The organism is Veillonella dispar (assembly GCF_900637515.1).
In the GTDB taxonomy this organism is placed as follows: Bacteria; Bacillota; Negativicutes; order Veillonellales; family Veillonellaceae; genus Veillonella; species Veillonella dispar.
Genome location: NZ_LR134375.1, coordinates 1,136,794 through 1,162,381, shown reverse-complemented (window position 1 = coordinate 1,162,381; position 25,588 = coordinate 1,136,794). Strand labels below are relative to the sequence as shown.

The 25,588-nt window shown below is 37.2% G+C and carries 25 protein-coding genes and 1 riboswitch; all 25 genes read left to right on the top strand.

Annotated elements, in window-relative coordinates; genetic code table 11:
- Positions 1-8: 8 nt before the first annotated feature.
- Positions 9-109, top strand: a riboswitch (SAM riboswitch).
- Between the two features lie 49 nt (positions 110-158).
- The 25 genes from metK to miaB all read left to right on the top strand — a co-directional run bounded on the left by metK (position 159) and on the right by miaB (position 25,587).
- Complete coding sequence (gene metK, locus EL171_RS05365) at positions 159-1,349, top strand: methionine adenosyltransferase (protein ID WP_005386748.1); 1,191 nt, start codon at positions 159-161, stop codon at positions 1,347-1,349.
- Between the two features lie 62 nt (positions 1,350-1,411).
- Positions 1,412-3,595 (top strand): replication restart helicase PriA, encoded by a 2,184-nt coding sequence (priA, locus tag EL171_RS05360; RefSeq protein WP_005386747.1) that lies wholly within the window; start codon positions 1,412-1,414, stop codon positions 3,593-3,595.
- 13 nt (positions 3,596-3,608) lie between these two features.
- A complete protein-coding gene (def, locus tag EL171_RS05355; RefSeq protein WP_005386746.1) occupies positions 3,609-4,097 on the top strand; it encodes a peptide deformylase in 489 nt (162 codons plus the stop codon).
- Entirely contained in the window at positions 4,090-5,100 is a 1,011-nt protein-coding gene (gene fmt, locus EL171_RS05350) for a methionyl-tRNA formyltransferase (RefSeq protein ID WP_050755795.1), read from the top strand. The genes def and fmt overlap by 8 nt, the downstream gene beginning before the upstream one ends.
- Positions 5,084-5,866: a DUF116 domain-containing protein gene (locus tag EL171_RS10065; protein ID WP_039969215.1), complete on the top strand. Its 783-nt coding sequence runs from the start codon at positions 5,084-5,086 to the stop codon at positions 5,864-5,866. The genes fmt and EL171_RS10065 overlap by 17 nt, the downstream gene beginning before the upstream one ends.
- On the top strand, positions 5,859-7,214 hold the full coding sequence (rsmB, locus tag EL171_RS05340; RefSeq protein ID WP_005386742.1) for a 16S rRNA (cytosine(967)-C(5))-methyltransferase RsmB: 1,356 nt from the start codon (positions 5,859-5,861) through the stop codon (positions 7,212-7,214). Before EL171_RS10065 ends, rsmB begins: the two co-directional genes overlap by 8 nt.
- 18 nt (positions 7,215-7,232) lie before the next feature.
- Positions 7,233-8,279 carry a dual-specificity RNA methyltransferase RlmN gene (gene rlmN, locus EL171_RS05335; RefSeq protein ID WP_005386741.1) on the top strand — a complete coding sequence of 349 codons (1,047 nt, stop codon included), beginning with the start codon at positions 7,233-7,235 and terminating at the stop codon, positions 8,277-8,279.
- Positions 8,272-8,973, top strand: a complete 702-nt coding sequence (locus EL171_RS05330) for a Stp1/IreP family PP2C-type Ser/Thr phosphatase (RefSeq protein ID WP_005386740.1) — start codon at positions 8,272-8,274, stop codon at positions 8,971-8,973. The genes rlmN and EL171_RS05330 overlap by 8 nt, the downstream gene beginning before the upstream one ends.
- Positions 8,974-9,000: 27 nt before the next feature.
- Positions 9,001-10,926, top strand: coding sequence for a Stk1 family PASTA domain-containing Ser/Thr kinase (pknB, locus tag EL171_RS05325; protein WP_039969392.1), 1,926 nt, complete (start codon positions 9,001-9,003; stop codon positions 10,924-10,926).
- Positions 10,927-10,934: 8 nt separating this feature from the next.
- On the top strand, positions 10,935-11,798 hold the full coding sequence (rsgA, locus tag EL171_RS05320) for a ribosome small subunit-dependent GTPase A (protein WP_005386738.1): 864 nt from the start codon (positions 10,935-10,937) through the stop codon (positions 11,796-11,798).
- Between the two features lies 1 nt (position 11,799).
- The gene (rpe, locus tag EL171_RS05315) at positions 11,800-12,450 is read left to right on the top strand and encodes a ribulose-phosphate 3-epimerase (protein WP_005386737.1); all 651 of its coding nucleotides are present in this window, start codon (positions 11,800-11,802) and stop codon (positions 12,448-12,450) included.
- 283 nt (positions 12,451-12,733) lie between these two features.
- Entirely contained in the window at positions 12,734-13,447 is a 714-nt protein-coding gene (rpsB, locus tag EL171_RS05310; protein WP_005386735.1) for a 30S ribosomal protein S2, read from the top strand.
- Between the two features lie 115 nt (positions 13,448-13,562).
- Positions 13,563-14,243, top strand: a complete 681-nt coding sequence (gene tsf, locus EL171_RS05305; protein WP_005386733.1) for a translation elongation factor Ts — start codon at positions 13,563-13,565, stop codon at positions 14,241-14,243.
- Between the two features lie 62 nt (positions 14,244-14,305).
- The gene (gene pyrH / locus EL171_RS05300; RefSeq protein ID WP_005386732.1) at positions 14,306-15,031 is read left to right on the top strand and encodes a UMP kinase; all 726 of its coding nucleotides are present in this window, start codon (positions 14,306-14,308) and stop codon (positions 15,029-15,031) included.
- 5 nt (positions 15,032-15,036) lie between these two features.
- Positions 15,037-15,597 carry a ribosome recycling factor gene (gene frr, locus EL171_RS05295; RefSeq protein WP_005386731.1) on the top strand — a complete coding sequence of 187 codons (561 nt, stop codon included), beginning with the start codon at positions 15,037-15,039 and terminating at the stop codon, positions 15,595-15,597.
- Positions 15,597-15,848: a hypothetical protein gene (locus tag EL171_RS05290; protein ID WP_005386730.1), complete on the top strand. Its 252-nt coding sequence runs from the start codon at positions 15,597-15,599 to the stop codon at positions 15,846-15,848. The genes frr and EL171_RS05290 overlap by 1 nt, the downstream gene beginning before the upstream one ends.
- Positions 15,829-16,593 carry an undecaprenyl pyrophosphate synthase gene (locus tag EL171_RS05285; protein WP_005386729.1) on the top strand — a complete coding sequence of 255 codons (765 nt, stop codon included), beginning with the start codon at positions 15,829-15,831 and terminating at the stop codon, positions 16,591-16,593. Before EL171_RS05290 ends, EL171_RS05285 begins: the two co-directional genes overlap by 20 nt.
- A gap of 3 nt (positions 16,594-16,596) precedes the next feature.
- Positions 16,597-17,421: a phosphatidate cytidylyltransferase gene (locus tag EL171_RS05280; RefSeq protein WP_005386723.1), complete on the top strand. Its 825-nt coding sequence runs from the start codon at positions 16,597-16,599 to the stop codon at positions 17,419-17,421.
- A gap of 18 nt (positions 17,422-17,439) precedes the next feature.
- Entirely contained in the window at positions 17,440-18,585 is a 1,146-nt protein-coding gene (locus EL171_RS05275; RefSeq protein WP_005386722.1) for a 1-deoxy-D-xylulose-5-phosphate reductoisomerase, read from the top strand.
- Positions 18,586-18,593: 8 nt separating this feature from the next.
- Positions 18,594-19,610 (top strand): RIP metalloprotease RseP, encoded by a 1,017-nt coding sequence (gene rseP / locus EL171_RS05270; RefSeq protein WP_005386721.1) that lies wholly within the window; start codon positions 18,594-18,596, stop codon positions 19,608-19,610.
- Positions 19,611-19,628: 18 nt separating this feature from the next.
- A complete protein-coding gene (gene ispG, locus EL171_RS05265; protein ID WP_005386720.1) occupies positions 19,629-20,714 on the top strand; it encodes a flavodoxin-dependent (E)-4-hydroxy-3-methylbut-2-enyl-diphosphate synthase in 1,086 nt (361 codons plus the stop codon).
- Positions 20,708-22,426: a proline--tRNA ligase gene (locus EL171_RS05260; protein WP_005386719.1), complete on the top strand. Its 1,719-nt coding sequence runs from the start codon at positions 20,708-20,710 to the stop codon at positions 22,424-22,426. Before ispG ends, EL171_RS05260 begins: the two co-directional genes overlap by 7 nt.
- Positions 22,427-22,543: 117 nt before the next feature.
- Entirely contained in the window at positions 22,544-23,371 is an 828-nt protein-coding gene (locus tag EL171_RS05255) for a PHP domain-containing protein (RefSeq protein ID WP_005386718.1), read from the top strand.
- A gap of 15 nt (positions 23,372-23,386) precedes the next feature.
- On the top strand, positions 23,387-24,262 hold the full coding sequence (locus EL171_RS05250; RefSeq protein ID WP_005386717.1) for an Asp23/Gls24 family envelope stress response protein: 876 nt from the start codon (positions 23,387-23,389) through the stop codon (positions 24,260-24,262).
- Between the two features lie 8 nt (positions 24,263-24,270).
- The gene (gene miaB / locus EL171_RS05245) at positions 24,271-25,587 is read left to right on the top strand and encodes a tRNA (N6-isopentenyl adenosine(37)-C2)-methylthiotransferase MiaB (protein WP_039969212.1); all 1,317 of its coding nucleotides are present in this window, start codon (positions 24,271-24,273) and stop codon (positions 25,585-25,587) included.
- Position 25,588 lies beyond the last annotated feature (1 nt).

Sequence of the window (25,588 nt, the reverse complement as noted above, 5' to 3'; positions counted from 1 at the left end):
ATTTCTGTAACTCATCAAGAGTAGTGGAGGGATAGGCCCTGTGAAGCTACAGCAACCATTCCAAGAGGAAAAGGTGCTAATTCCTATGACAAATGTCGTTAGATGGGAGGGTCTCTCATGAGTACATGAGAGGCTTTTTTTCGTATTAGGAGGATAAAATGGCTGAAAAACATATGTTTTTTACTTCTGAATCTGTTACTGAAGGCCATCCAGATAAAATAGCTGACCAAATTTCTGATGCTGTTTTGGATGCGATTATTGAAAAAGATCCAACTGCTCGTGTAGCTTGTGAAACTTTAGTTACTACGGGTCTAGTTCATGTAGTAGGTGAAATCTCTACAAATACTTATGTGGATATTCCTCGCATCGTACGTGATACTGTTCGAGATATCGGCTATACACGTGCTAAATTTGGTTTTGACTGCGATACTTGTGGTGTATTAGTTTCTATCGATGAACAATCTGCTGATATCGCTATGGGCGTAGATGAAGCTCTTGAATCTAAAGATGGTAATGGTGAAGCACTAGATAAAATTGGTGCTGGTGACCAAGGTATGATGTTTGGTTATGCATCTAATGAAACACCTGAACTTATGCCAATGCCTATTTCTTTGGCTCATCGTTTATCCCGTCGTCTTACAGAAGTTCGTAAAGACGGTACTTTGACATACCTTCGTCCAGATGGTAAAACTCAAGTTACTGTTGAATATGTTGATGGTAAACCAAAACGTATTGATACAATCGTTATTTCTACGCAACATAGCCCTGAAGTAACTCAAGAACAAATTAAAGCAGATTTGAAACGCTTTGTTATCGACGCAGCGTTGCCTGCTGAATTTGTTGATGAAAATACAAAATACTTCATCAACCCAACTGGCCGTTTCGTAATCGGTGGCCCTCATGGTGATGCTGGTTTGACTGGCCGTAAAATCATCGTAGATACTTATGGCGGTATGGCTCGTCATGGCGGCGGTGCTTTCTCTGGTAAAGATCCATCTAAGGTAGACCGCTCTGCAGCATATGCTGCTCGTTATGTAGCTAAAAACGTTGTTGCAGCAGGTCTTGCTGATAAATGTGAAGTACAAGTTGCTTACGCAATCGGCGTTGCTCATCCTGTATCTATCTTAGTTGATACTTTTGGTACAGGTCATATTGAGGAAACTAAAATTCAAGAACTCGTTAAGAAACATTTCGACCTTCGTCCAGCAGGTATTATTGAAATGCTTGATTTGTTAAAACCTCATTATCGCAAAACTGCAGCATATGGTCACTTCGGTAGAACTGATGTAGATTTACCTTGGGAACGTACTGACAAAGCAGCAATTTTAAAAGCTGAAGCTGGCTTATAATACAAAAGGTCTTAGTAGAATTTCTACTGAGACCTTTTATAATAAATGAAAGGAAATAGTGTATGCGTGTCGCACAAGTTATTATTAATAGACCTGCTAAACAACTTCATAAACCATTAAGCTACTTAATGCCTGAAAAGTTTGGAAATGTCTTACCTGGCACACGTGTACTTATTCCATTAGGCAATAGTCGTGAAGAGGGTATTCTAATTGGTTATGAAGAATTAATAGAACCCCCTGAATTTAAATTACGAAATATTGTTCAAGTATTAGACAATGAACCGTGGTTTACACCTGAAATGATGGATACTGCACGTCGTTTAAATGAATATTATTTATTCTCTTATGGCGATGCATTGCGTTTGTTTACAGTTAATAAAACCCTTAAATCCTATGAAGCGCCTAAGGAAGAATGGCTTGTTGTTACGCCTGCTTTTTCTGTAGAACAATTTAGTGAGCGAAAAAAGAAGCAACGAGAGTTAGCCAAATATTTACTTGAAGTAGGTGGTGCATCAAAAGCTTTATTATTGGCCAAAGGATTTTCTCGTATGGTCATTAAACAAGTGAGTGAAGCTAAGGGGATTACCAATGAATCTAGATTTAAAGCTACAAAGACTACCTTTGATGAATTGTTTACAGAAGAAGTTAATATACCATTAACTGATGCACAACAAGCGGTATATAAGCCTATTCAAGAGGCGATGAATTCACATCAACATAAAACCTTTTTATTGCATGGTGTAACAGGTAGTGGGAAAACGCAACTGTATTTAAAAGCCACAGCCCGCTGTATAAGTCAAGATAAGACCGCTATTATACTGGTTCCAGAAATTATTTTGACAGATCAAATTGTACGGCGCTTTGTAGAAACCTTTGGTGATGAAGTTGTAGTATTTCATAGTAAATTGACGGTCCAACAACGTAATAATAACTGGGAGCGTTTACGTCGCAAGGATAGTCATATTATTATTGGTGCCCGATCAGCAGTTTTTGCTCCAGCAGAGGATATTGGTCTTATCGTAGTCGATGAAGAACACGATACATCTTATAAGCAAGAGGATATGGTTCGTTATCATGCCCGTAACGTTGCCTTATGGCGTGGAGAAGCACATGGTTGTCCTGTCATATTAGGTTCCGCTACACCAGCTGTTACTTCTTATTATAAAGCTAAGCAAGGGGAGTATCATTTGCTAGAGTTGCCTCATCGAATTTTTGAACAACCCATGCCAAAGGTAACGATTGTTGATATGAAGGAAGAAATTCTTCATGGCAACTATTCTGTTTTTTCTGATGCTATGAGTAGCTTGATTCAAAAAACATTGAACGAACATAATCAAATGATTATTCTTTTAAATAGACGTGGTTACAATACATTTGTTATGTGTAGAGACTGTGGAGAAACCATTATGTGTCCACATTGTGATGTGGCAATGGTGTATCATCAAGCTGGTGAGGAATTGCGTTGTCATTATTGTGAACATCATGAACCAATTCCTACAGTATGCCCAAAATGTCATAGCAAACGTATTAAGTTCTTTGGCTCAGGCACACAAAAGGTTGAAGAAGAATTACGACAGCACTTTAAATCTGCACGTATTGCTCGACTTGATCAAGATGTGACAAAGAATAAGCAATTAGCAGAAGATATTTTACATGATTTTGGGGCCCATAAATATGATATTTTATTGGGAACTCAAATGGTATCAAAAGGGCATGACTTTAAAGATGTAACAGCTGTTGGTATTTTAACGGCTGATTCCGTTTTAAATATTCCTGTATATACTGCATCTGAACGAACTTTTGATCTGCTCACCCAGACTTCTGGTAGGGCTGGTCGAGGTGATAAAACGGGCAGTGTAGTTATACAAACATATAATCCTTTAAATTATGCTATAATAAAGAGTAAGGCTCATGATTATGTAGGCTTTTACAATGAAGAAATCCAAAATCGTAAAGCCTTAGGATATCCTCCATTTAGAGAGATGATACATATGGTAGTGCGTCATCAGAATATGGACACCTTGGAGACCATTGCTAATCGCATTGTAAGCGATTTAGAGACTCATAAAGGTGATAGCGATATTCTCATCAATGGACCTTATGAAGCGAGTATTAAAAAGGTACGAGACATGTATCGTTTAGCGATTATGATTCGCGGTACCGATTTATCAAATTTAAAAGAATATATATATAATTCATGGATCTTTACACAAGAAGGACTTTTGATTGATGTAGATCCAGTTTAGTATAGGAGTATAAATGGCAGTATTAGACGTTGTGAAAGCAGGTCATCCCGTTTTAAAACAAATTGCGGAACCTGTAGAACATGTTAATAAAAAACTTAGAGCCCTTATCGATGATATGGCTGAAACAATGTATGAAACCGAAGGTGTTGGACTGGCTGCACCTCAAGTAGCTGTATCTAAACGAATTATCGTCGTAGATGATCATGCTGGTAGTGGTCTCATTGCCTTAATTAATCCTGAAATCACTCATGCTGAAGGCTCCCAAGTGGGACCAGAAGGATGTTTGAGTGTACCTGGTTATTTTGGTGATGTTGAAAGATTCGATAAAATCACAGTTAAAGGAATTGACCCTCATAATAAAAAGGTAACAATTAAAGCTGAAGGATTCTTGGCGCGTATTTTTCAACATGAAATTGACCATTTAGAAGGGCATTTGTTTATTGAAAAAGCAACTAACTTACGATTGATTACGGATCATCCTGAGGAGAAAGAAATTGTCTAATCAAAAACAATTGCGCGTCGTATTTATGGGGACACCAGACTTTTCCGTTCCTACTTTAGAAGCATTAATTAAGGCTGGACACTCTATAGTTGGTGTATACTGCCAGCCTGATAAACAAAAAGGTCGCGGTAAACAAGTTCAAATGCCACCTGTAAAAGTAGCAGCGCTGAAACATAATTTACCTGTGTTCCAACCTGTCACCTTACGTGATGAACAAGTACAAGCGGAACTTGAAGCGTTACAACCTGATGTAGTAGTGGTTATTGCGTACGGTAAAATCTTACCGCCATGGCTTATTCGCTTACCTCAATATGGATGTATTAACGTCCATGCATCTATTTTACCTAAGTATAGAGGGGCTGCGCCGATTCATTATGCCATTTTAAATGGGGATACTAAAACAGGTGTTACCATTATGCATATGGATGATGGTCTTGATACTGGTGACATTATCGATATCGTGGAAACCGATATCTTACCTGGTGAAACGACAGGGCAATTATTTGAACGTATGGCTGTACTTGGTGGCGAAACGATTGTTCCCGTATTAACTCGTTGGGTTAATGGGGAAATTGTGGCAATTCCACAAGATGATACAATGGCTACACACACTGCCAAAATTACAAAAGAAATGGGACACATTGATTGGTCTAAGCCTGCTAATGAAATTGTAAATCTCATTAGAGGACTTAATCCAACTCCTGGATGTTATACATATCTCGATGGAAAACGTTTAAAAGTATGGTCTGGAGAAGTGGTTCCCAGTGATACGACTCACTGTTTGATAGATGTTCATGGTAAACATGTACCAATTGCTATTTCAGCCACAACTGTTCCTGGTACAATCGTATCTAAAACAGCCGGGTTAGGTGTATTTTGTGGTGATGGAAATATACTTCTATTAACAGAAGTACAACCGGAAAATAAAAAGCGTATTTCTGCTACCGATTTTATTAATGGACATCAGATAAAGGAAGGTATCGTTTTTGGAGACTCAATGTAAGCAGTACGAAAAGTATCCGTTATACCTTATATTATCAACAATTACATGTGCTTTGCTTACAGCGGTACTAGGTTTTCTAATGTATGTGTTAGAACCTGGGCTTACACAATTACATCCTATTGCCCCCATAATTATTACAGTTGTTTTTTCTGTATGTATTGGTGCTATATGGTTATTGTGTTTATCCTTGATTATTGCTAGTTTCGGTATAATACGGTTACATCCTATTGTTTTAAGGCTAGCCAATCAGTTTATATATGGATTATTTCCATTATCCTTATTGATTGGTAAAGTGAGAGGGGTTACTAAGGATCAGCTTCGTCAGTCTATGATAGATTTGATTAATCATCTCGTGATGCTAGATATGTATACGGTTGATCCAAAACGCATATTGTTATTAACACCGCATTGTTTACAGGAAAGCTCTTGTGTTCATAAGGTTACACATGATGTATATAATTGTAAGCAGTGTGGTAGATGCCAGGTTGGAAGTTTATTACAAGTTGCCAAAGATTATGGTTGTCAATTTATAGTTGTTACAGGTGGTACATTAGCGCGAATGAAGGTAAAAGAAGCAAGGCCTAAGGCTATTGTAGCCATTGCTTGTGAACGTGATTTAGCAAGTGGTATGGCCGATGTATTTCCTATACCTGTCATTGGTGTTTTAAATGAAAGACCTAATGGACCATGTTGCAATACTACAGTGGATCCTGAACGAGTTCGTGCAGCAGTTGAACAATTAATTGGTAGGAAAAACGATGACTGAAGTAAAAAGTTATGAACAACAAAATATTCGATTGCTCGCAGTGAAAGCTTTGAGTGATATTAATCGTAATGGTGCTTATGCGAATATCAAGTTACAGGAGTATTTACAGAAATATCATCTATCCGATTTAGACAGACGATTTTTTACTGAGTTGGTATATGGTGTTATTCGTAGAAAAAATTATCTTGATGCCATTATTATTCACTTTGCAAAACGACCTCTCAAGAAATTATCTTCAATGGTTGTAGAAATTCTTAGACTAGGTATTTACCAAATTATCTATATGGATAAGGTACCTGAAAGTGCAGCTGTCAATGAATCTGTTAAATTGGCTAAAAACTTAACTAGAGGTTTATCTGGTTTTGTAAATGCAGTGTTACGTTCCGTTTTGCGTGAAAGTGATAGTATTTCTATTGGTGAACTTGCTAAATCTGAGGCTGAAGAAATTTCTTTCATTTATAATCAACCATTATGGCTGGTTAATTTATGGATGAATGAAATGGGTAAGGATAAGACTATAGATCTTTGCGCTTGGTTTAATGAACAACCTAGATTGACGGCACGTATCAATACGATAAAAATATCTATTGAGGATTGCCTAAAAGAATTACAAGATTTAGGTTGGACCGTTGAGCAGGATACATATATTCCAGAAGTAGTTTATATTAATGCGCATCAAGGCCATTTAGAAAAAGCAAAACCTGTTATCGATGGGCACATTACCTTTATGGATAAAGCATCTATGTTAGTGGCTCATGTAGTAGATCCGCAGCCAGGAGAGCGCATATTAGATTGTTGTGCTGCGCCAGGTGGTAAGTCTATGCATATGGCAAGTCTTATGAATAATACAGGCGCCATTATGAGTTGTGATATATACGATCATAAATTAGATCTTATGAATCACAATGCTCAGCGATTGGGCGTATCTATTGTTTCTACTAAGCTCCAAGATGGTCGTTATTTACCTGATAATTGGAAGGAACAATTTGATCGTGTCTTAGTTGACGCACCCTGTTCTGGACTTGGCATTTTACAAAAAAAATTAGATATGCGTTGGAGAAAAACAGAATCCTTACTTACTGAATTGCCTCCATTACAGCTTGAAATATTAGAAAAAGCCGCTGAAATGGTCAAAGTTAACGGATATTTAGTATATTCTACATGTACGATCAATAGCGGTGAAAATGAGGATGTATTGGAAAAATTCTTAGCAACTCATAAGAACTTTGTTATTGACCCTGTATCCTATGAAGGATTACCACCATCTACCGATGGTATGATTACAACATATCCACCGCGAGATCATATGGATGGATTCTTCATGGCTCGTATGAAGCGCATATCATAATAATAGAAATGGAGTACCATGATAGAATTATTGGGTAAGTCTTTAGAAGAATTACAATCTATCTTTAAGACCCATAATATACAAAAGTTTCGAGCGAAACAGTTAATCGACTATATCTATCATAGATATGTGTTTGATTTTCAAGACATGACACAATTTCCAAAAGAATTGCGTCAATGGTTAAGTGATAACTGTATTATTTCTTTACCTACATTAATTACAGAGTCTGTTTCTCCAGATGGGAAGACTCGTAAAATACTCGTTGAAATGATAGATCAAAGCCGAGTAGAAGCCGTTCTAATGGAACAACACTATGGTTATTCCGTATGTGTTTCATCCCAAGTAGGCTGTGCTATGGGATGTGTATTCTGTGCTTCTACACAAGGCGGTTTGTACCGTGATTTGACAGCGGCTGAAATCATAGGTCAAGTTGTTATCTTCGGGGCTCTTACTAAAGAGCAAATTCATTCTGTTGTCGTTATGGGCGCAGGTGAGCCGTTACAAAACTATGATAATGTGTTACAAGCTTTACAACTGTTACACGATCCTGTAATTTGTAATATTAGTTATCGTAAGATGACGATTTCTACCTGTGGATGGGTTCCTAACATCTATAAGCTAGCTGATGAAGGATTGCCTATAACATTAGCACTCTCATTACATGCTACAAATAATGAAGTGCGTCGTAGTATTATGCCTGTTGGGGCTCGTTATGAATTGACGGAAGTCTTAGATGCGGTAAAATATTATTATGATACGACTCAACGTCGTATTACCTTTGAGTATATCCTTATAGATTCTATAAACGCATCTATGGAGGAGGCTCATGCTTTGGGAGAAATCTGTAAGGATTTCCCAAATTGCCATGTTAATTTAATTCCTGTTAATGGCAATGAACATATTGAATTATATAAACCATCTATTACGAATATGAATACATTTAAAGACATCGTTGCTTCCTATGGCGTATCTGTAACGGTACGTAAAGAGATGGGCGATGCAATCCAAGCCGCATGTGGGCAGCTAAAAGCAGCTCACGGTCGGAAAAAGGAGAATCATGAATAATTTTGTTGGTTTAAGTAAAATTGGACTTGTGCGTCAGCGCAATGAAGATCGATTTTTTATAGACGGTCCTATTTGTGCTGTCACTGATGGCATGGGTGGCTATAGTGGTGGTGAAATCGCTAGTACCTATGCTGTTGATGAAATAAAAGAATATTTGGCCTCCCTTCAAACGGTTGGTCAACAAGACTTATGCGATGCCATTATTCATGCAAATGAACGTATAGCCAATCGCGTAGCTCATGAAGAACGTCTTGCTGGTATGGGTACTACTGCTGTTGTTACAGCTATTAATGGTAACCAATTATACTGGGCAAGTGTTGGTGATAGTCGTTTGTATGTATATAGAGATGGTCTTTTACGACAAATTACTACAGATCATTCTATGGTACAAGAATTATTAGCTGCTGGAGAGATTACAAAGGATGAAATGCTAAATCATCCTCAAAGAAACTTATTAACCCGTGCAGTCGGTGTTGATAATACTTTAGAGGTAGATAGTGGTGTAGAATCCATTCTTCCAGGTGATCGTATTTTACTTTGCACTGATGGACTATGCGGATATGTATCAGATGATGTAATTGCTAGTGCTTTACAATCTACTGATGATGATATGAAAGTTATAGAGTCATTAATGGAATCCGTATATGATGTCGGAGCAGGAGATAATGTGACCATTGTGGTGGGAACAATCTAATCTAGAAATGGAGAAATAATGAGTACTATGAATATAAAAGGTTTACTTCTAGATAACCGCTACCGAATAGTTGATAAAATTGGCGTTGGCGGAATGGCAGACGTATACCTTGGAGAAGATACCTTACTAGGTAGACAAGTAGCAATTAAAGTATTGCATGCTAACTTTGCCAATGATGATGAGTTTGTTACGCGTTTTAAACGAGAAGCACAAGCGGCAGGCAAACTAAATCATCCTAATATTGTAAACATGTATGATGTAGGGTTTGATCAAGACTTACACTATATCATTATGGAATATGTAGATGGTGAAACATTAAAAGAATACATTACTCGTCATGGCAGACTATCCATAGATGAGGCTGTTAAGTTCACAATTGCTATTGCTGAGGGCTTAGAGCACGCACATACAATGGGAATAGTACATTGTGATATTAAACCACATAATGTTATTATCACTCGTACTGGTCGTGTAAAAGTTACTGACTTTGGTATCGCTCGAGCCATGAATGCTACCAATACCGTGATGTATACGAACTCTATTTTAGGGTCAGCCCATTATTTATCACCAGAACAAGCTAGTGGTAAACCTGTGGATGGAAATACTGATATTTACTCTTTAGGGGTAGTTTTATATGAAATGCTTACTGGAAGGGTTCCTTTTGAAGGGGAAACACCAATCGCAGTAGCATTAAAACATGTGCGTGAAAAAGTAGCTCCTCCAACCCGATATAATCCGTCCATTCCACCGCTTTTAGAAGCAGTTGTGATGAAGGCTCTATCTAAAAATCCTGCGGATCGTTTTGATTCTATTTCTGATATGATTAGTGATTTACGATTGTCCCAAGGATTTACAATGGGAAAAACACAACGTCATGAACCATATGATTTTGCTACGCAAATGATTCCAGCTGTCGATCCTGAAGCTATGGAGGATTTCAGCACCATTGAAGAAGAGCAAAAAGATGAGGGTAAAAAGAAGAGTATGTTAAGCAAAATAGCATCGATTCCACAAAAATATATTGTTCTAGGTGCTGCTGTTATTTTCTTAGTAGCATTCTTAGGTGCCTTCTTGAGTTATGGTAACTTCTGGAGCAATACAACAGTGGATGTACCTAATGTTGTAGGTAAGCAAGTATCTGTAGCTAAAAATATTTTAGAAGATAAACATTTGCGCGTATCTACAAGTGAAGTTACAAACCCTGATGTACCAGCAGGTCAAGTTATTTCTCAGACTCCAGGGGCTGGGGAAAAGGTTAAAGAACAGCGAACAATACACCTTGTCGTTTCTAAAGGTGTTGGTGATATTACAGTACCAGACTTATCCGGTTTAACTGTAGAACAAGCACGACAACGTCTCAAAGATGTAGGTTTAGTTGTGGGTAAAGTAACTCAACAATCTGTTGATAATAAACCTGATGGCGTTATTATTGCTCAAAGTCCATCTGGTGATTCTAAAGTTTCTAAAGGCACTACAATTGATCTCGTTGTAAATAAAGCAAAAGCTAAAAAGATTCAAATGCCAAATGTTATTGGTATGACCTTAAAAGATGCGCGAGATACATTGAGCAATGCTCATCTTGGCGTTAATCAAGTAGCTGGTTCAGTAGAAGAAAAATCTATTGTAACTGAGCAAAGCATTAAAGCTGGCGATGAAATTGATGAAGGATCTACGGTAAACTTAACGACTGAATATAAAGATGATAAAAAGAAATCTGATAAAAAGTCGGATAGTAGCAGTAATAAAACAACTGGTACTGTAGATATTACAGTTCCAGCGGGGTCTAAAAATCAAGAACTTAAAATTGTTGTAAAGGATGATGAAGGTTCTGCTGTTATTTATGATGATACAAATAAACCTGGTGATCGTATCGTTAAAAAAGTGTCTGGTGTAGGTAATGTACGTATTGAGGTTTATCTCAATGGTGCATTAGTACAAGAAACAGCATTATAAGGGGAATTATGATTACAGGCATTGTTGTCAAAAATATGAATGGTTACTTTTACGTACAAGACGATAGCGGTACTGTTCATGAATGTAAAGTTCGAGGCAGATTAAAGAAAGGTCGCTACAGTTTACTTGTTGGTGACCGTGTTACGATTTCAGAGGATGGATTCGTTGAGTCCATCCATGATCGTCATAATGCTATGGTAAGACCTGCGGTAGCCAATATTGACCAAGTTGTATTGGTGGTAGCTGCCCATGAGCCAGATATTAATGAGTTATTGCTCAATAAAATGCTGGTTATGATTGAGCATGCAGATATTCCTATTGTATTATGTATCAACAAATGTGATTTGATGGATTCAGATACGGAAGATATGGTAAAACTTTATCAATCTATCGGCTATGAAGTATTGATGACATCAACATATAATATGACTGGTATTGATGACTTACGTCATGTCTTAGAACATAAGGTAACTGCATTTGCAGGTCCTTCTGGTGTTGGTAAAAGTAGTTTATTAAATGCAGTGGACCCTAAGTTTGCATTCCAAACGGGAGAGGTTAGTGACAAAATTAAGCGTGGTAAACATACTACTCGTCATGCTTCCTTATATAGTTTGGATTCAAATTCCTTTATCATGGATACACCAGGCTTTAGCGCCATTGAGTTCAATGATGTATCATTAGAACGGTTACCTACGTTATTCCCTGAATTTAGTGATTATGTTGATACATGTAAATTTAATCCTTGTTATCATGAACATGAACCTATTTGTGGCATAAAAGATGCTTTAGAGGCTGGCCATATTCATCAAGGACGATATGATGCATATATGTCTATACGTAATGACATAGAAAGTCAACGAAAGAGGTTTTAAAATGATTAAAATTGCACCATCTATGCTCTCTGCAAATTTTGCAACATTAAGTGAAGAAATAAAATCCATTGAATTAGCCGGAGCGGACTTATTGCATATTGATATTATGGATGGTCATTTTGTACCAAACTTAACCTTTGGTGCACCTATAGTAAAAGCAATCCGTCCTTATACACAACTACCATTTGATGTTCATTTAATGGTTACTAATCCTGGTGATTACGTAGAAGAGTTTGCAAAGATTGGTGTAGAGTATTTTACATTCCATCAAGAAACAGTGCCTCATATGCATCGATTGATTCAACATATCAAACAATGTGGTATGAAAGCAGGGGTATCACTTAATCCAGGTACACCAGTATCTTTATTGGAGGATGTAGCAGCTGATCTTGATATGATCTTAATTATGTCCGTAAATCCTGGCTTTGGTGGTCAATCCTTTATTCCAAACGCTATTAAAAAAGTTAAACAAGCTAAAATGCTATTAGAAGAAGTGGACAACACAACTGCAGTTATTGAAGTAGATGGCGGTATTAATGATATTACTTGTGTACCTATTAAACGAGCAGGTGCTACAATTCTAGTTGCAGGTTCCGCTGTGTTTGGCGCTGATGATCGAGCACAAATGATTGCGGCCATTCGAAATAACTAGTTATAATAATTGTTATTTTGAGTTTACTATCTTAATATTATGTGTAGTATCTAAACAGTACTATGTTTGGAAATAATAGCTTCTAGAAAAATAATTTTATAATCAAACATAAGGAGTGAGGTTTTCTTAAATAAATCCTCACTCCTTGCTTGCTTTTAGAATAATTTTTTGGTAAAATTACTGGGTATGAAAAATATGCACGTCGGTGGACTTCGGTACTGTGCCTAATTTTGGGTGACCCGAAGGATGAAGCGGCGGAGGTTAATTAACAGGAGGTGCCACAATGGCAGTAGTATCAATGAAACAATTATTAGAGGCTGGTGTACACTTTGGTCATCAGACTAGAAGATGGAACCCTAAAATGGCGAAATTCATCTTCACTGAACGCAATGGTATTTATATCATTGACTTGTCCAAAACAGTTAAAAAAGTAGAAGAAGCTTACAATTTCTTGCGTGAAGTTGCTTCCCAAGGCGAAGTAATCTTGTTCGTAGGTACTAAAAAACAAGCTCAAGAAGCTATTAAAGAAGAAGCTATCCGTGCTAACATGTTCTTCGTTAACGAACGTTGGTTGGGCGGTATGTTGACTAACTTCAAAACAATTGAAACTCGTATTAAACGTTTAAAACAATTGGAAGCTATGGCAGAAGATGGTACTTTCGAAGTATTGCCTAAAAAAGAAGTTATCGGTCTTCGTCATGAAATGGAAAAATTGGAAAAATATCTTGGCGGTATCAAAGATATGCCTAAAATGCCAGGTGCTCTTTTCGTAGTTGATCCTAAAAAAGAAAAAATCGCTATTGCAGAAGCTAAAAAATTGGGTATTCCAGTTGTTGCAACAGTTGACACTAACTGCGATCCTGATGAAGTAGAATTCCCAATCCCAGCAAATGATGACGCTATCCGCGCTGTAAAATTGTTGGCTGGTAAAATGGCAGACGCTGTTCTTGAAGGTCGTCAAGGCGAATCTTTAGACGGTGCTGAAGCTGCAGAATAATTCTGTTAAGCTACTTAATCATTTCTGATTAGCATTTGAAAGATAAATCTATAACATATATAATTAGGGTAAGGACTATATCCTTACCTTAATTAGTACTAGGAGGAACAAAATAATGGCAATTACTGCTGCTTTGGTAAAAGAATTGCGCGACATGACTGGCGCAGGTATGATGGACGCTAAAAAAGCATTGGTTGAAACTGACGGTAATATCGAAAAAGCGGTTGACCTTCTTCGTGAAAAAGGTTTGGCTGCTGCAGCTAAAAAAGCTGGTCGTATCGCAGCTGAAGGTGTAGTACAATCTTACATCCACGCTGGTGGTCGTATCGGTGTATTGGTAGAAGTTAACTGCGAAACTGACTTCGTTGCTAAAACTGATGATTTCCAAAACTTGGCACGCGATATCGCTATGCAAATCGCAGCTGTAAACCCTACATACTTGAACCGTGAAGAAGTTCCTGCTGAAGTAATCGAACACGAAAAACAAGTATTGTTGGAACAAGCTAAAGTAGAAGCTGAAGAAGACGTTAAAGCTGGCCGTAAACCAAAACCTGAAGCTGTTTTGGAAAAAATGGTTGCTGGTCGTATTGAAAAATTCTATAAAGAAAACTGCCTATTAGAACAAGTATTCATTAAAGATAGTGACAAAACTGTTACTGATGTAATTAATGAAAGTATTGCAAAAATCGGTGAAAACATCAACGTACGTCGTTTTGTTCGCTACGGTTTAGGTGAAGGCATTGAAAAACGCCAAGATGACTTCGTAGCTGAAGTAATGGCATCTGTTGGTAAATAGTTAAGAAACAATAAGAGAACACCGTACAGTGTTCTCTTATTTTGCAATAGAGGAGTAAAAACATGGCAAAGAGAAACTTTCAACGTATTGTTTTGAAGTTAAGTGGTGAAGCATTAGCAGGTGACCAAGGTTTTGGTATTAACCCTGATGTTGTTGAAGAATTTGCTCAAGAGATTGCAGCTTTAGCAAAATCCACTGATTTAGAAATCGCAATTGTTGTTGGTGGTGGTAACCTATGGAGAGGGTTGGCTGGTAGTAACCAAGGTATGGATCGTGCTACTGCTGACTATATGGGTATGCTAGCAACAGTAATGAACTCCTTAGCATTGCAAGATGCATTAGAACAAGCAGGCGTAGACACTCGTGTTCAAACTGCTATCGAAATGCAAGAAATTGCAGAACCTTATATTCGTCGTCGTGCAATTCGTCACTTAGAGAAAAAACGTATCGTTATCTTCGGTGCAGGCCTTGGTAAACCATACTTCTCTACAGATACGACTGCTGCATTGCGCGCTGCTGAAATTGAAGCAGATGCAATTTTGATGGCGAAGAAGTTTGCTGACGGTGTATATGATTCTGATCCTAAAACGAATCCTAATGCCGTTAAATTTGATGAGTTAACATATAATGATATCATCACAAAAGAATTAAAGGTTATGGATGCAACATCCACAACTTTATGTAAAGATAATAATATCCCTATTATTGTATTTAGCATGGACATTCCTGGTAACATTACTAAAGCCGCTAAAGGTGAAGAGATTGGTACCATAGTTCGAGGAGAATAATTCAAATGGAAATTAAAGAATTGTTGCAACAAGCAGAAGAACGCATGAATAAGTCTATTGAGGCTTTAAAACATGAATTTGCATCTATTCGTACAGGCCGTGCTAGTGTAGCATTGCTTGACAAAGTAATGGTTGACTATTATGGTAGCCCATCTCCAATTAACCAAGTTGCAAATATCTCCGTGCCTGAGCCTCGTATGATTGTTATTGCACCTTGGGATAAAACTATGATTGGTGCTATTGAAAAAGCAATCTTACAATCTGATCTTGGTTTAAATCCTGGTAATGATGGTGCTCAAATTCGATTGACTATTCCTCAATTGACTGAGGAACGTCGTAAAGAAATCGTTAAAGTTGTTCATAAAAAAGCTGAAGATGCTAAAGTTGCAGTACGAAATATTCGTCGTGATGTAAATGATGCATTGAAAAAAGAAGAGAAAGCTAAAACAATTACTGAAGATGATGCTAAAGACGGTTTAGATCAAATTCAAAAACTTACAGATGCTAAAATTAAGCAGATTGATGAGTTAAAAGCAGTAAAAGAAAAGGACGTATTAGAAGTATAATGTTAGATTCTAATAGCCTTATTGGAATGCCATGGCAGCTTGCAAAGTCTCGTTTGCAGGCTGCCCATATTCCTTTTAAGGTAATGATTGGGGGATCCTTTAATCGCTTTTTTGATATTGCTGATAAAGGATTTTATGTAGCACGTATTACCAAGGTTGATGAGTGTTTACATATACTAGTGTATAGACCAATGATTGCCAGCGACTTCGGAAATTCTATCGAGGTAGACTATGCTAAAGAAATTATTTAACCGTAAACCATCTGATACGCCTGTTATTGATAGTAATGTGATACCAAAACATGTTGCTATTATTATGGATGGCAATGGTCGTTGGGCAAAACGAAGAGGCATGCCACGATCAATGGGACACCGCGCAGGAGCCGACGTATTAAAGCAGATTGTTATTGCTGCAGATGAGATTGGAATTAGAGCTCTTACGGTATATGGCTTCTCCACAGAGAACTGGAAGCGTCCTGAACAGGAAGTTTCTTTACTTATGGCTCTCATAAAAGAATACTTAAATAATAATGTTAAGTATATGCATGAACATAATGTGCGTATTCGCTTTATTGGATATATCGGTGCTCTTTCAGATGAGCTTCAAAAGATTATTCACGATGCCGAATTATTAACTCAGAATAATACAGGCCTTACCTTACAGTTAGCAATAAACTATGGGGGGCGTGATGAAATAGTAAGAACTATCCGCGATATTACAAATTCTGTTGTGGATGGAACTATTACTACAGACGAGATTACAGAAGACTATGTTAGTTCCCAACTTTTCACTAAAGAGTTTAGTGATGTAGACTTGTTAATTCGTCCAAGTAGTGATTTTAGAATTAGTAACTTTTTATTGTGGCAGCTAGCTTACGCTGAATTCTGGTTTACTGATTTACATTGGCCAGATTTCACTAAGGAAACATTATTAGAGGCTGTTGCAGCATATCAAAAACGAGAACGCCGGTTTGGTGGCTTACGTGATGAGGAATAAAAAATGTTAAAAACACGTGTTATAACCGCTGTTATAGGTTTTATTATTGCCTTAGGGGCCATTACATTAGGCGGACCTGTATATGATATTCTTATTACATTATTAGCTCTGTTGGGCTGGCGTGAGTTTGTTTTACTAGGTAAAGCTAAACATGTGCGTATGTCCATTTTATGGGGCTATATTAGTATTTTATTTTTGATGATTGCCTTTGCATGTCATCAGTATATTCTAGCAATAGCTATATTAGTATTGAGTTTATCAGCTAATTATATGTTATGTACATTTGGTGAAAACAAATACTCCTTAGCTAGTGTTTCATTTAGTGTATTTGGCTTATTATATGTTGGTATTGGCATGATTTCTTTGCTCATGATTCGTCATGACTCTATATACATGTCTCTATCAATGCCATTTGAATTATATAATTGGGGAACAATTACTCTTTGGCTAGTATTGTTTACAACATGGGCTAGTGATACTTTTGCTTATTTTGCTGGTCGTGCCTTTGGGAAACGTAAAATTGTTCCATCCATTAGTCCCAATAAAACACTAGAGGGTTTTATTGGTGGCTTTATCGGCTGTATTATTACAGGCGCAGTATTTTCGTATATCGTAGGCATTCCATGGTGGATGGGCATTCATGTTGGTATGATTAGCGGTATACTTGCACCATTAGGTGATTTATTTGAATCAAAGATTAAACGATTATGTAATGTGAAAGATTCTGGTACTTTACTACCAGGTCATGGTGGTGTATTGGATCGTTTTGATAGCTTATTATTTGCGGCTCCTATTACATTGATATATATATTACTCTTTTCGTACTAATCTAATAGAGGTAAGCTTATGAAATACCTAAGTATTATTGGCAGTACTGGCTCAATCGGTACACAGACACTAGATGTAGTGTCTCAACATCCAGATCAATTCAAGGTGGTTGCATTAGTGGCACATCATAATATTGACCTCTTAGAACAACAAATTAAAGAATATCAGCCATTAGTAGCCGGACTAGTTGATGAAAATGCTTTTAAAGAGCTACAAGGCCGCTATACAGGTCCTACAAAACTTGTAGGTGGCAAGGAAGCGCTCATTGCGGCAGCAACAATTCAAGAAGCTACTATGGTTGTAACTGCTATTGTAGGTGCTGCTGGTATTGAACCTACTGTGGAGGCCATCAAAAAAGGTAAGACCATTGGTCTTGCTAATAAAGAAACATTAGTAGCCGGTGGCCCATTGATTACATCCTTAGCGAAAGAGTATGGCGTACAAATTTTACCTATTGATAGTGAGCACAGTGCTATTTTCCAATGCTTAGAAGGACAAGATTGCGATAATGTTGATTCTTTAATCGTTACAGCTTCTGGTGGTCCTTTACGGACTTGGGATTCTGATAAGATTCAAACTGCCACAGCTGCAGATTGCTTGCGACATCCAACTTGGAATATGGGCAATAAGATTACTATCGACTCTGCATCTCTATTTAACAAGGGCTTAGAGGTAATCGAAGCTCATTGGCTTTTTGGTTTTGATTTTGATCATATTGATGTTGTGGTACATCCTCAAAGTATCGTTCATTCTATGATACGCATGAAAGATGGGGCTATATTAGCTCAAATGGGGAATCCAGACATGCGCGAGCCTATTCAATATGCTTTGACATATCCAAAACGTGAAGTTTTAAGTATGAATCATCTTGATTTTACTAAAGCCTTACAATTAGAGTTTTTACCACCACGATATGATGATTTTCCTGCTCTTCGTCTTGCATATGAAGTAGGACGAGCAAGTGGCTTTAAACCCGCCGTATTTAATGCTGCAAACGAAACAGCAGTTTATGCATTTTTAGATGATAAAATCGCCTTTGGTGATATTTACAAAGTCGTTACATCAGTTCTAGAATCTATGGGACCTGAAGATGACTTTACGTTAGACAATTTATTAGCTATCGATAGATGGGCTCGTGAAAAGGCTACATCATTGATGGTATAGGAGTATATATGACAACGGCATTAGCCACAATATTTGTATTTGGTTTAATCGTGTTTATTCATGAGTTAGGCCATTTTATTACAGCAAAAATGTCGGGCATGCAAGTAGATGAATTCGCCATAGGTTTTGGACCGGCCATATTTAAAGTCCAAAAAGGGGAAACCTTATATTCTATTCGTATCATTCCTCTTGGTGGTTTTAATCGTATTGCTGGCATGAGTCCTGACGAGCCGTTAAATGAACGGTCATTTTATACTAAACCTGCATGGAAGAAATTTATTGTTATTTCTGCAGGGGCAGTATTCAATTTTTTATTGGCCATTGTTTTATTCTTTGGCCTCAATGCAACAGTAGGTAATCTTACCTATACAAATGATCCTGTTATTGGTAATATCATCCCTGGTAGTGCCGCTGAACAAGCTCATTTACAATCAAATGATAGAATTCTTACTATTGATGGTAAAAAGATTTCAACGTGGGATGAAATCCGTCCTAGCTTACAAGGTACTGCCAACCATGGTGTTACCGTTGTGGTAGATCGAGACGGAGAAACTGTAGAAACTACAGTGATTCCAAAAATGGAACAAGATAGTCCTAAAATTGGTATTTATCCTAGTTTTACACGAGAAAGTTATAGCATAGGCGAGTCTTTCAGTCTAGCTGTTACTCGTACAGGTCAAACAATTGTTGCTATGCTAAGTGGCTTATATGATATGATTCGAGGCACACAGGCAGCAGAGCTATCTGGCCCTGTAGGGATTTCACAAATGGCTGGTACTATTGCACAATCTGGCTTTGCGCCACTATTAAGTTTTGCAGCATTTTTAAGTATTAACTTAGGGGTTATTAATCTTTTGCCATTACCTGTATTAGATGGTGGTCATTTAATTATTATTTTGGCTGAAGCTATCACAGGTCGTAAGTTACCTGCTAAGGCACTTATGTATATTCAAATGGTTGGTGTTGCTTTGATGGTAGCATTATTCTTATATGTAACAACTCAGGATATATTCCGATTACTATAAGATAGATGGGAGATTACAATGATTGTACGTAAACCAACAAATGGTATCTATGTAGGTACAGTTAAAATAGGTGATTATGCACCGGTAAGCATTCAATCTATGATTACCACTGATCCGGTTCACACGGAAAAGGCTATTGCTGAAATAAATCGCTTAGCTGAGGCTGGTTGTGAATTAGTACGTGTTGCAGTACCTACAATGGCATCTGCAAAAGCTTTAAAAGCAGTTCGTGCTGGTATTGATATTCCTTTAATTGCTGATATTCATTTCGACTATAAATTAGCTTTAGAAGCTATTGAGAATAATGTTGATGGATTGCGTATTAACCCAGGAAATATTGGCGGAGAGGATAAAGTATTAGCTGTTATTGAAAAAGCTAAACCTAAACAAATTCCAATTCGTATAGGTGTCAATGCTGGTTCTTTACCAAAGCATATCCTCGATGCTCATGGTGGTCATCCTACAGCAGATGGCATGGTAGAGACTGCATTAGAACATGTGCGAATTCTTGAAAAGCTTGACTATCGCCAAATGAAATTATCCATTAAAGCAACGGAAGTTCCTTTAATGGTAGAAGCCTATCGTAAGTTATCCGATAAGATTCCTTATCCTTTACATTTAGGTGTTACTGAGGCTGGGACGATAAAACAAGGTACCATTAAGTCTGCTATGGGTATTGGTGCTTTATTATTAGACGGCATTGGTGATACATTACGGGTATCTTTAACGGGTGACCCAATACATGAAATAGAAGTAGGCCGAAGTATTTTAAGTAACTTGGGATTACGCAACTTTGGTGCTACAATGATTTCCTGCCCTACATGTGGCCGATGCCAAGTCAATCTGTTTGACATGGCGGGAATTGTAGAGGAGCGCTTAGCATCTATTAAAGCACCGATTAAAGTTGCGGTTATGGGATGTGTTGTAAATGGGCCCGGTGAGGCTCGTGAAGCTGATTTTGGTATTGCTGGTGGTAATGGTCAGGGTATTGTTTTCCGAAAGGGTGAAGTTATCAAGACTGTGCCAGAAGCTGAATTAGTAGATACATTATTTAGAGAAATTGATCAATATTTAGAAAGCTTAAATGAGGAGTCTTTATGTTAGCCACTAAATTATATGCACCTACATTGCGTGAGGTTCCATCTGACGCTGATGTAGTTAGCCAACAGCTTATGCTTCGCGCAGGTTTTATGCGCAAAACTGCAAATGGTTTATATAGCTTTTTGCCATTAGGGTGGAGAAGTATCAAAAAAATTGAAGCCATTGTACGAGAAGAAATGGATCGTGCTAGTGCTCAAGAAATCATGATGCCTATCTTACAACCTGCAGAAATTTGGAAAGAGTCTGGCCGTTGGAACGCATATGGCGCAGAAATGATGCGTATTAATGATCGTCATGATAATGAATTCTGCTTGGGGCCAACTCATGAAGAGATGATTACAACTCTTGTAAAAAATGAGATTAACTCCTATCGTCAATTACCAGTAAATTTATATCAAATCCAAAGTAAATTCCGTGATGAACGTCGTCCACGTTATGGTTTGATGCGTAGTCGCGAATTTATTATGAAAGATGCATATTCTTTTGATGTAGATGAAGCTGGTTTAGACGAATCTTATAAATCTATGTATGATGCATATACACGTATTTTTACGCGTTGTGGTCTTACATTCCGTCCTGTAGAAGCTGATAGTGGTGCCATCGGTGGTAGTGGAACACATGAATTTATGGCAATTGCTGAAGCTGGTGAAGCTGATATTGTGTATTGCACAAAATGTGACTATGCTGCCAATATAGAAATTGGTAAACCTGGTATTATGAAACAGGATGAAGAAGCACTTCAAGAGTTATCTGTTGTGGACACTCCAAATGCAAGTACTATTGAAGATGTTGCAGAAATGCTTAATTTACCATTACATAAAACGATTAAAGCCGTAGTATTTTCTATTGATGGTAAAATTGTGTTAGCTATTGTTCGCGGTGACCATGAAGTAAATGAAGTAGCAGTGCAACATGCTGTATTGGGTTCCGTAGAGCCTGAAATGGCTACACCAGAAGAATTGGAAAAAGTAGGTTTGACAGCTGGCTTTATAAGTCCTGTTGGGTTAAAACAAACAGAAGAGTTTGCTATTGTTGTGGATGAATCTGTTATGGAAACGTACAATGTTTGTGGTGGTGCAAACAAGAAAGATGCACACTATATTAACATTAATCCTAAACGTGACTTTAATGTAGAAGATATCATTGTTGCACCAATTCGTTTAATAACAGATGATGATGTTTGTCCAACTTGTGGTGGTACATTAGAGCATGCTAAAGGTATTGAAGTGGGTCAAGTATTTAAATTGGGTACAAAATACTCTGAAGCTTTACAAGCTACATTCTTAGATCAAAATGGTCGCCCTAATCCAATGATTATGGGGTGCTATGGTATTGGTGTATCTCGTACATTAGCTGCAGCTATTGAGCAGTACCACGATGAAAATGGTATCATTTGGCCACGTGCTATTGCTCCATTTGAAGCCGTTATTGTACCTATTAATGCAAAAGATGAAGCTTTGATGTCTACAAGTCAAACAATTTATACTGCATTACAAGATGCAGGTGTAGATGTGTTACTTGATGATCGTAAGGATCGAGCTGGTGTAAAATTCAAAGATGCTGATTTAATTGGCTATCCACTTCGAATTACAGTAAGTAAAAATACACTTGAAAATAATGAAGTAGAAATTCAAATCCGTAAGTCTGGTGAAGCGATTACATGTGCAATCGATTCTGTAGCGACTAAGGTTACTGAATTACTTCAAGATTTATAATTAAATTGCGATTCTAGTGAATGCTCATTAGGGTCGCAATTTTTCTATCTCATCTTGAATAAATTAGCTAAATCAGTCATAATTAAAAGATAGGATAATTGTAATGGGAGGTGCTCTATGCTTGTTGATTTTCACATGCATTCTATCTATTCTGATGGTGTTAAAAGTCCCGAAGAATTATTACGTCTTGCCTTAGAATGTAAACTATCTATGATGGCGTTAACAGATCATGACGAAATTGATGGCATAAAAGCATTGCGTGCCGCTCAAAAGCAATTAGATCCAGAGAAAACTATTAAAATTATTAATGGTTGCGAATTTAGTGCTGACTATAAAGATAAATCGATTCATATTCTGGGATATCGTTTTGATGAAACAAATCAAGAATTAAAAGACTTTATTCAATATTTTAAAGCAAAACGAGAAGAACGGATTGATGAGATTATCAAACGTTGTAATAATGCTGGATATGTTATATCAAAAGATGACCTACTTAAAAAATTCCCTAAGACGCAAGCTTATGGGCGTCCACATATTGGACAGTTATTAATTGATGGTGGTTATGCTAAGGATATTAATGAGGTATTCAAAGGTATTCTTCGAAAAGATAGTCCATGCTATGTACCTAAGGTAAAGGTTGCGGTTCCGCATATTATTGATATTATTCATAAAGCTGGTGGCCTTGCCGTTATGGCTCATCCTAAACTAGTAACTAGTGATGAATATGTAGTAGAAATGTTAGCCTATGATTTTGATGGTATGGAGGTTTACCATACTAAACATAACGATGATGATGTGAAACGATATAAAGCATTAGCTAAAGAACATAACTTGTTTATTACAGGTGGTTCTGATTATCATGGTATTCCAGGAAAAGCACCAGATCAATTTGGCGATTACTTGGTATCCGCTGAGAATGTATCAGAATTTATTAGTTTGTTATAAATAATGAGGTTGACTATGGAAGTCGTTGCATTTGTAGGTAGTAGTGGCACTGGTAAAAGCCATCGTGCGCTCGTAGTTGCTCATGAAAATAATATTGAATGTATCATTGATGATGGCATTTTAATTCATGATAATAAGATTGTAGCTGGCTTTTCTGCAAAGAAGGAATCTAGCCGATTAAAAGCTGTTCGTCGTGCTATTTTCCAAGATGAAGTACAAGTAAAATCAGTGCGTGAACAATTAGATAAAATTAATCCTAATAAGCTTATGATTATTGGTACATCCGATAATATGGTTAAGAAAATTACGAAAGCATTAGGCTTGCAAGATCCAGATCGATACATTCGCATTGAAGATGTAGCTACACCTAAAGAAATTGAAAAAGCACAACATGCTCGTCTTAAAGAAGGTAAACATATTATTCCAGTTCCAACAATGGAATTGAAACCTCACTTTAGAGGATATTTGATTGATCCAATTAAAACCATGTGGCGTCGCCGTACTTTGAAAAAACAAGATCAAGATACATTGGGTCAAATTGGATCAGAAGGTTTTGAACGTTCTGTAGTTCGTCCTGCTTTCAGCTATTATGGACGTCTTACCTTCGATGATGATGTAATTATTAAATTGATTCGCAATGGCTTAAAAAAAGTTGTTGGTGTTGATGAATCAAGTGTTATTTCTTTCAAAAAGAGTGACAAAGGCCAAAATGGTTTAGTTGTTGATATGGCTGTTGTTATTGAACATGGTTATCCTGTTAAAGCATTGATGCAACAGGTACAAAAGTCTGTTCGAAATGAAATTGAGTATATTACAGGCATGTCTATTGAACGTATGTCTATAAAAGTTAAGAATATTATAGAAACAAAACGTAAGATTGTTAAAGTATAGGAGTTAGAATGAAGTCTTATTATATTTACACCTATGGTTGTCAAATGAATACTGCTGATTCTGAGCGCTTATCGCATCAGTTAGAATCTGTAGGCTATACACCTACAGAGGACGTAGAAATTGCAGATTTAATTTTATTAAATACTTGTGCAGTTCGTGAGAATGCAGAAACAAAGGTCTATGGCCGCATAGGTGAGCTAATGAGACTAAAGCGTAAAAACAAAAACTTGATTCTTGCTGTTACAGGTTGTATGGCTCAGAAGAATCAAGCGGAAATGTTTAAACGGGCTCCACATATTGATATTGTATTAGGTACTCATAATATTCAACATATTAATGAAATGATTGAAGAGGTTCAACGCGGTCATACACATCAAATCAATGTGGATATGGATAATTCTGTACTACCTGAATTGGAAGCGAAACCTAATGGCACCTTTTATGCATGGGTACCTATTATGAATGGTTGCAATAAGTTCTGTACCTATTGTATTGTTCCTCACGTTCGTGGTAGAGAGATAAGTCGTCCTGTAGAAGCCATTGTAAAAGAGGTTACTGAACTAGGTGCAAAAGGGTTTAAAGAAATCACGTTATTAGGACAAAATGTAAACTCTTACGGTTTAGATTTCAAAGATGGTACTGATTTTGGTACATTAGTTGATGCCCTCGATGGTATTCCAGGAATTGAACGTATTCGCTATATGACGAGTCATCCTCAAGATATGACTAAATCTATGATAGATGCACTTGGGCGATCTTCCAATATCGTTACCCATTTACATTTACCAATTCAATCCGGTTCAAACCGTATTTTAAAAAAAATGAACCGTCATTATACAGTAGAACATTACAAAGAATTACTTTCTTACTGTCGTGAGAAAATTAAAGATGTAGTAGTTACTACAGATATTATCGCAGGTTTCCCAGGGGAAACAGAGGAAGACTTCCTAGCTACATTACAATTGTTAAAAGATGTACGCTATGATATGGCTTATACATTCATTTATTCTAAACGTTCTGGAACGCCAGCAGCGACTATGGATGATCAAGTTCCAGAAGAGGTTAAACGGGTACGTTTACAAACATTGATGGATGTGCAAAATGAAATCTCTTATGAACTAAATAAACCTATGGAAGGGCAAGTGTTTGATATTATTGTAGAGGGGCCAAGTCCTCGTGATGAAGATATGTGGTTTGGTCGCACATCGGGCAATAAAATGGTATTATTCCCGAAAGACGACTCTTTATCAATTGGCGAAACCGTACCAGCCTATATTGATAAAGCACAAACTTGGGTTTGCTACGGTACAATACAAAAGGGGTAAG

What these genes read in the sequence shown, in the direction of transcription:
- rpe (WP_005386737.1), top strand. Translation starts at nt 11,800, where the DNA reads ATGATTAAAATTGCACCATCTATGCTCTCTGCAAATTTTGCAACATTA.
- miaB (WP_039969212.1), top strand. Translation starts at nt 24,271, where the DNA reads ATGAAGTCTTATTATATTTACACCTATGGTTGTCAAATGAATACTGCT.
- rsmB (WP_005386742.1), top strand. Translation starts at nt 5,859, where the DNA reads ATGACTGAAGTAAAAAGTTATGAACAACAAAATATTCGATTGCTCGCA.
- tsf (WP_005386733.1), top strand. Translation starts at nt 13,563, where the DNA reads ATGGCAATTACTGCTGCTTTGGTAAAAGAATTGCGCGACATGACTGGC.
- frr (WP_005386731.1), top strand. Translation starts at nt 15,037, where the DNA reads ATGGAAATTAAAGAATTGTTGCAACAAGCAGAAGAACGCATGAATAAG.
- metK (WP_005386748.1), top strand. Translation starts at nt 159, where the DNA reads ATGGCTGAAAAACATATGTTTTTTACTTCTGAATCTGTTACTGAAGGC.
- ispG (WP_005386720.1), top strand. Translation starts at nt 19,629, where the DNA reads ATGATTGTACGTAAACCAACAAATGGTATCTATGTAGGTACAGTTAAA.
- rpsB (WP_005386735.1), top strand. Translation starts at nt 12,734, where the DNA reads ATGGCAGTAGTATCAATGAAACAATTATTAGAGGCTGGTGTACACTTT.
- rsgA (WP_005386738.1), top strand. Translation starts at nt 10,935, where the DNA reads ATGATTACAGGCATTGTTGTCAAAAATATGAATGGTTACTTTTACGTA.
- EL171_RS05250 (WP_005386717.1), top strand. Translation starts at nt 23,387, where the DNA reads ATGGAAGTCGTTGCATTTGTAGGTAGTAGTGGCACTGGTAAAAGCCAT.
- EL171_RS05285 (WP_005386729.1), top strand. Translation starts at nt 15,829, where the DNA reads ATGCTAAAGAAATTATTTAACCGTAAACCATCTGATACGCCTGTTATT.
- pknB (WP_039969392.1), top strand. Translation starts at nt 9,001, where the DNA reads ATGAATATAAAAGGTTTACTTCTAGATAACCGCTACCGAATAGTTGAT.
- EL171_RS05290 (WP_005386730.1), top strand. Translation starts at nt 15,597, where the DNA reads ATGTTAGATTCTAATAGCCTTATTGGAATGCCATGGCAGCTTGCAAAG.
- EL171_RS05275 (WP_005386722.1), top strand. Translation starts at nt 17,440, where the DNA reads ATGAAATACCTAAGTATTATTGGCAGTACTGGCTCAATCGGTACACAG.
- pyrH (WP_005386732.1), top strand. Translation starts at nt 14,306, where the DNA reads ATGGCAAAGAGAAACTTTCAACGTATTGTTTTGAAGTTAAGTGGTGAA.
- priA (WP_005386747.1), top strand. Translation starts at nt 1,412, where the DNA reads ATGCGTGTCGCACAAGTTATTATTAATAGACCTGCTAAACAACTTCAT.
- EL171_RS05330 (WP_005386740.1), top strand. Translation starts at nt 8,272, where the DNA reads ATGAATAATTTTGTTGGTTTAAGTAAAATTGGACTTGTGCGTCAGCGC.
- rlmN (WP_005386741.1), top strand. Translation starts at nt 7,233, where the DNA reads ATGATAGAATTATTGGGTAAGTCTTTAGAAGAATTACAATCTATCTTT.
- EL171_RS05260 (WP_005386719.1), top strand. Translation starts at nt 20,708, where the DNA reads ATGTTAGCCACTAAATTATATGCACCTACATTGCGTGAGGTTCCATCT.
- rseP (WP_005386721.1), top strand. Translation starts at nt 18,594, where the DNA reads ATGACAACGGCATTAGCCACAATATTTGTATTTGGTTTAATCGTGTTT.
- EL171_RS05255 (WP_005386718.1), top strand. Translation starts at nt 22,544, where the DNA reads ATGCTTGTTGATTTTCACATGCATTCTATCTATTCTGATGGTGTTAAA.
- def (WP_005386746.1), top strand. Translation starts at nt 3,609, where the DNA reads ATGGCAGTATTAGACGTTGTGAAAGCAGGTCATCCCGTTTTAAAACAA.
- EL171_RS05280 (WP_005386723.1), top strand. Translation starts at nt 16,597, where the DNA reads ATGTTAAAAACACGTGTTATAACCGCTGTTATAGGTTTTATTATTGCC.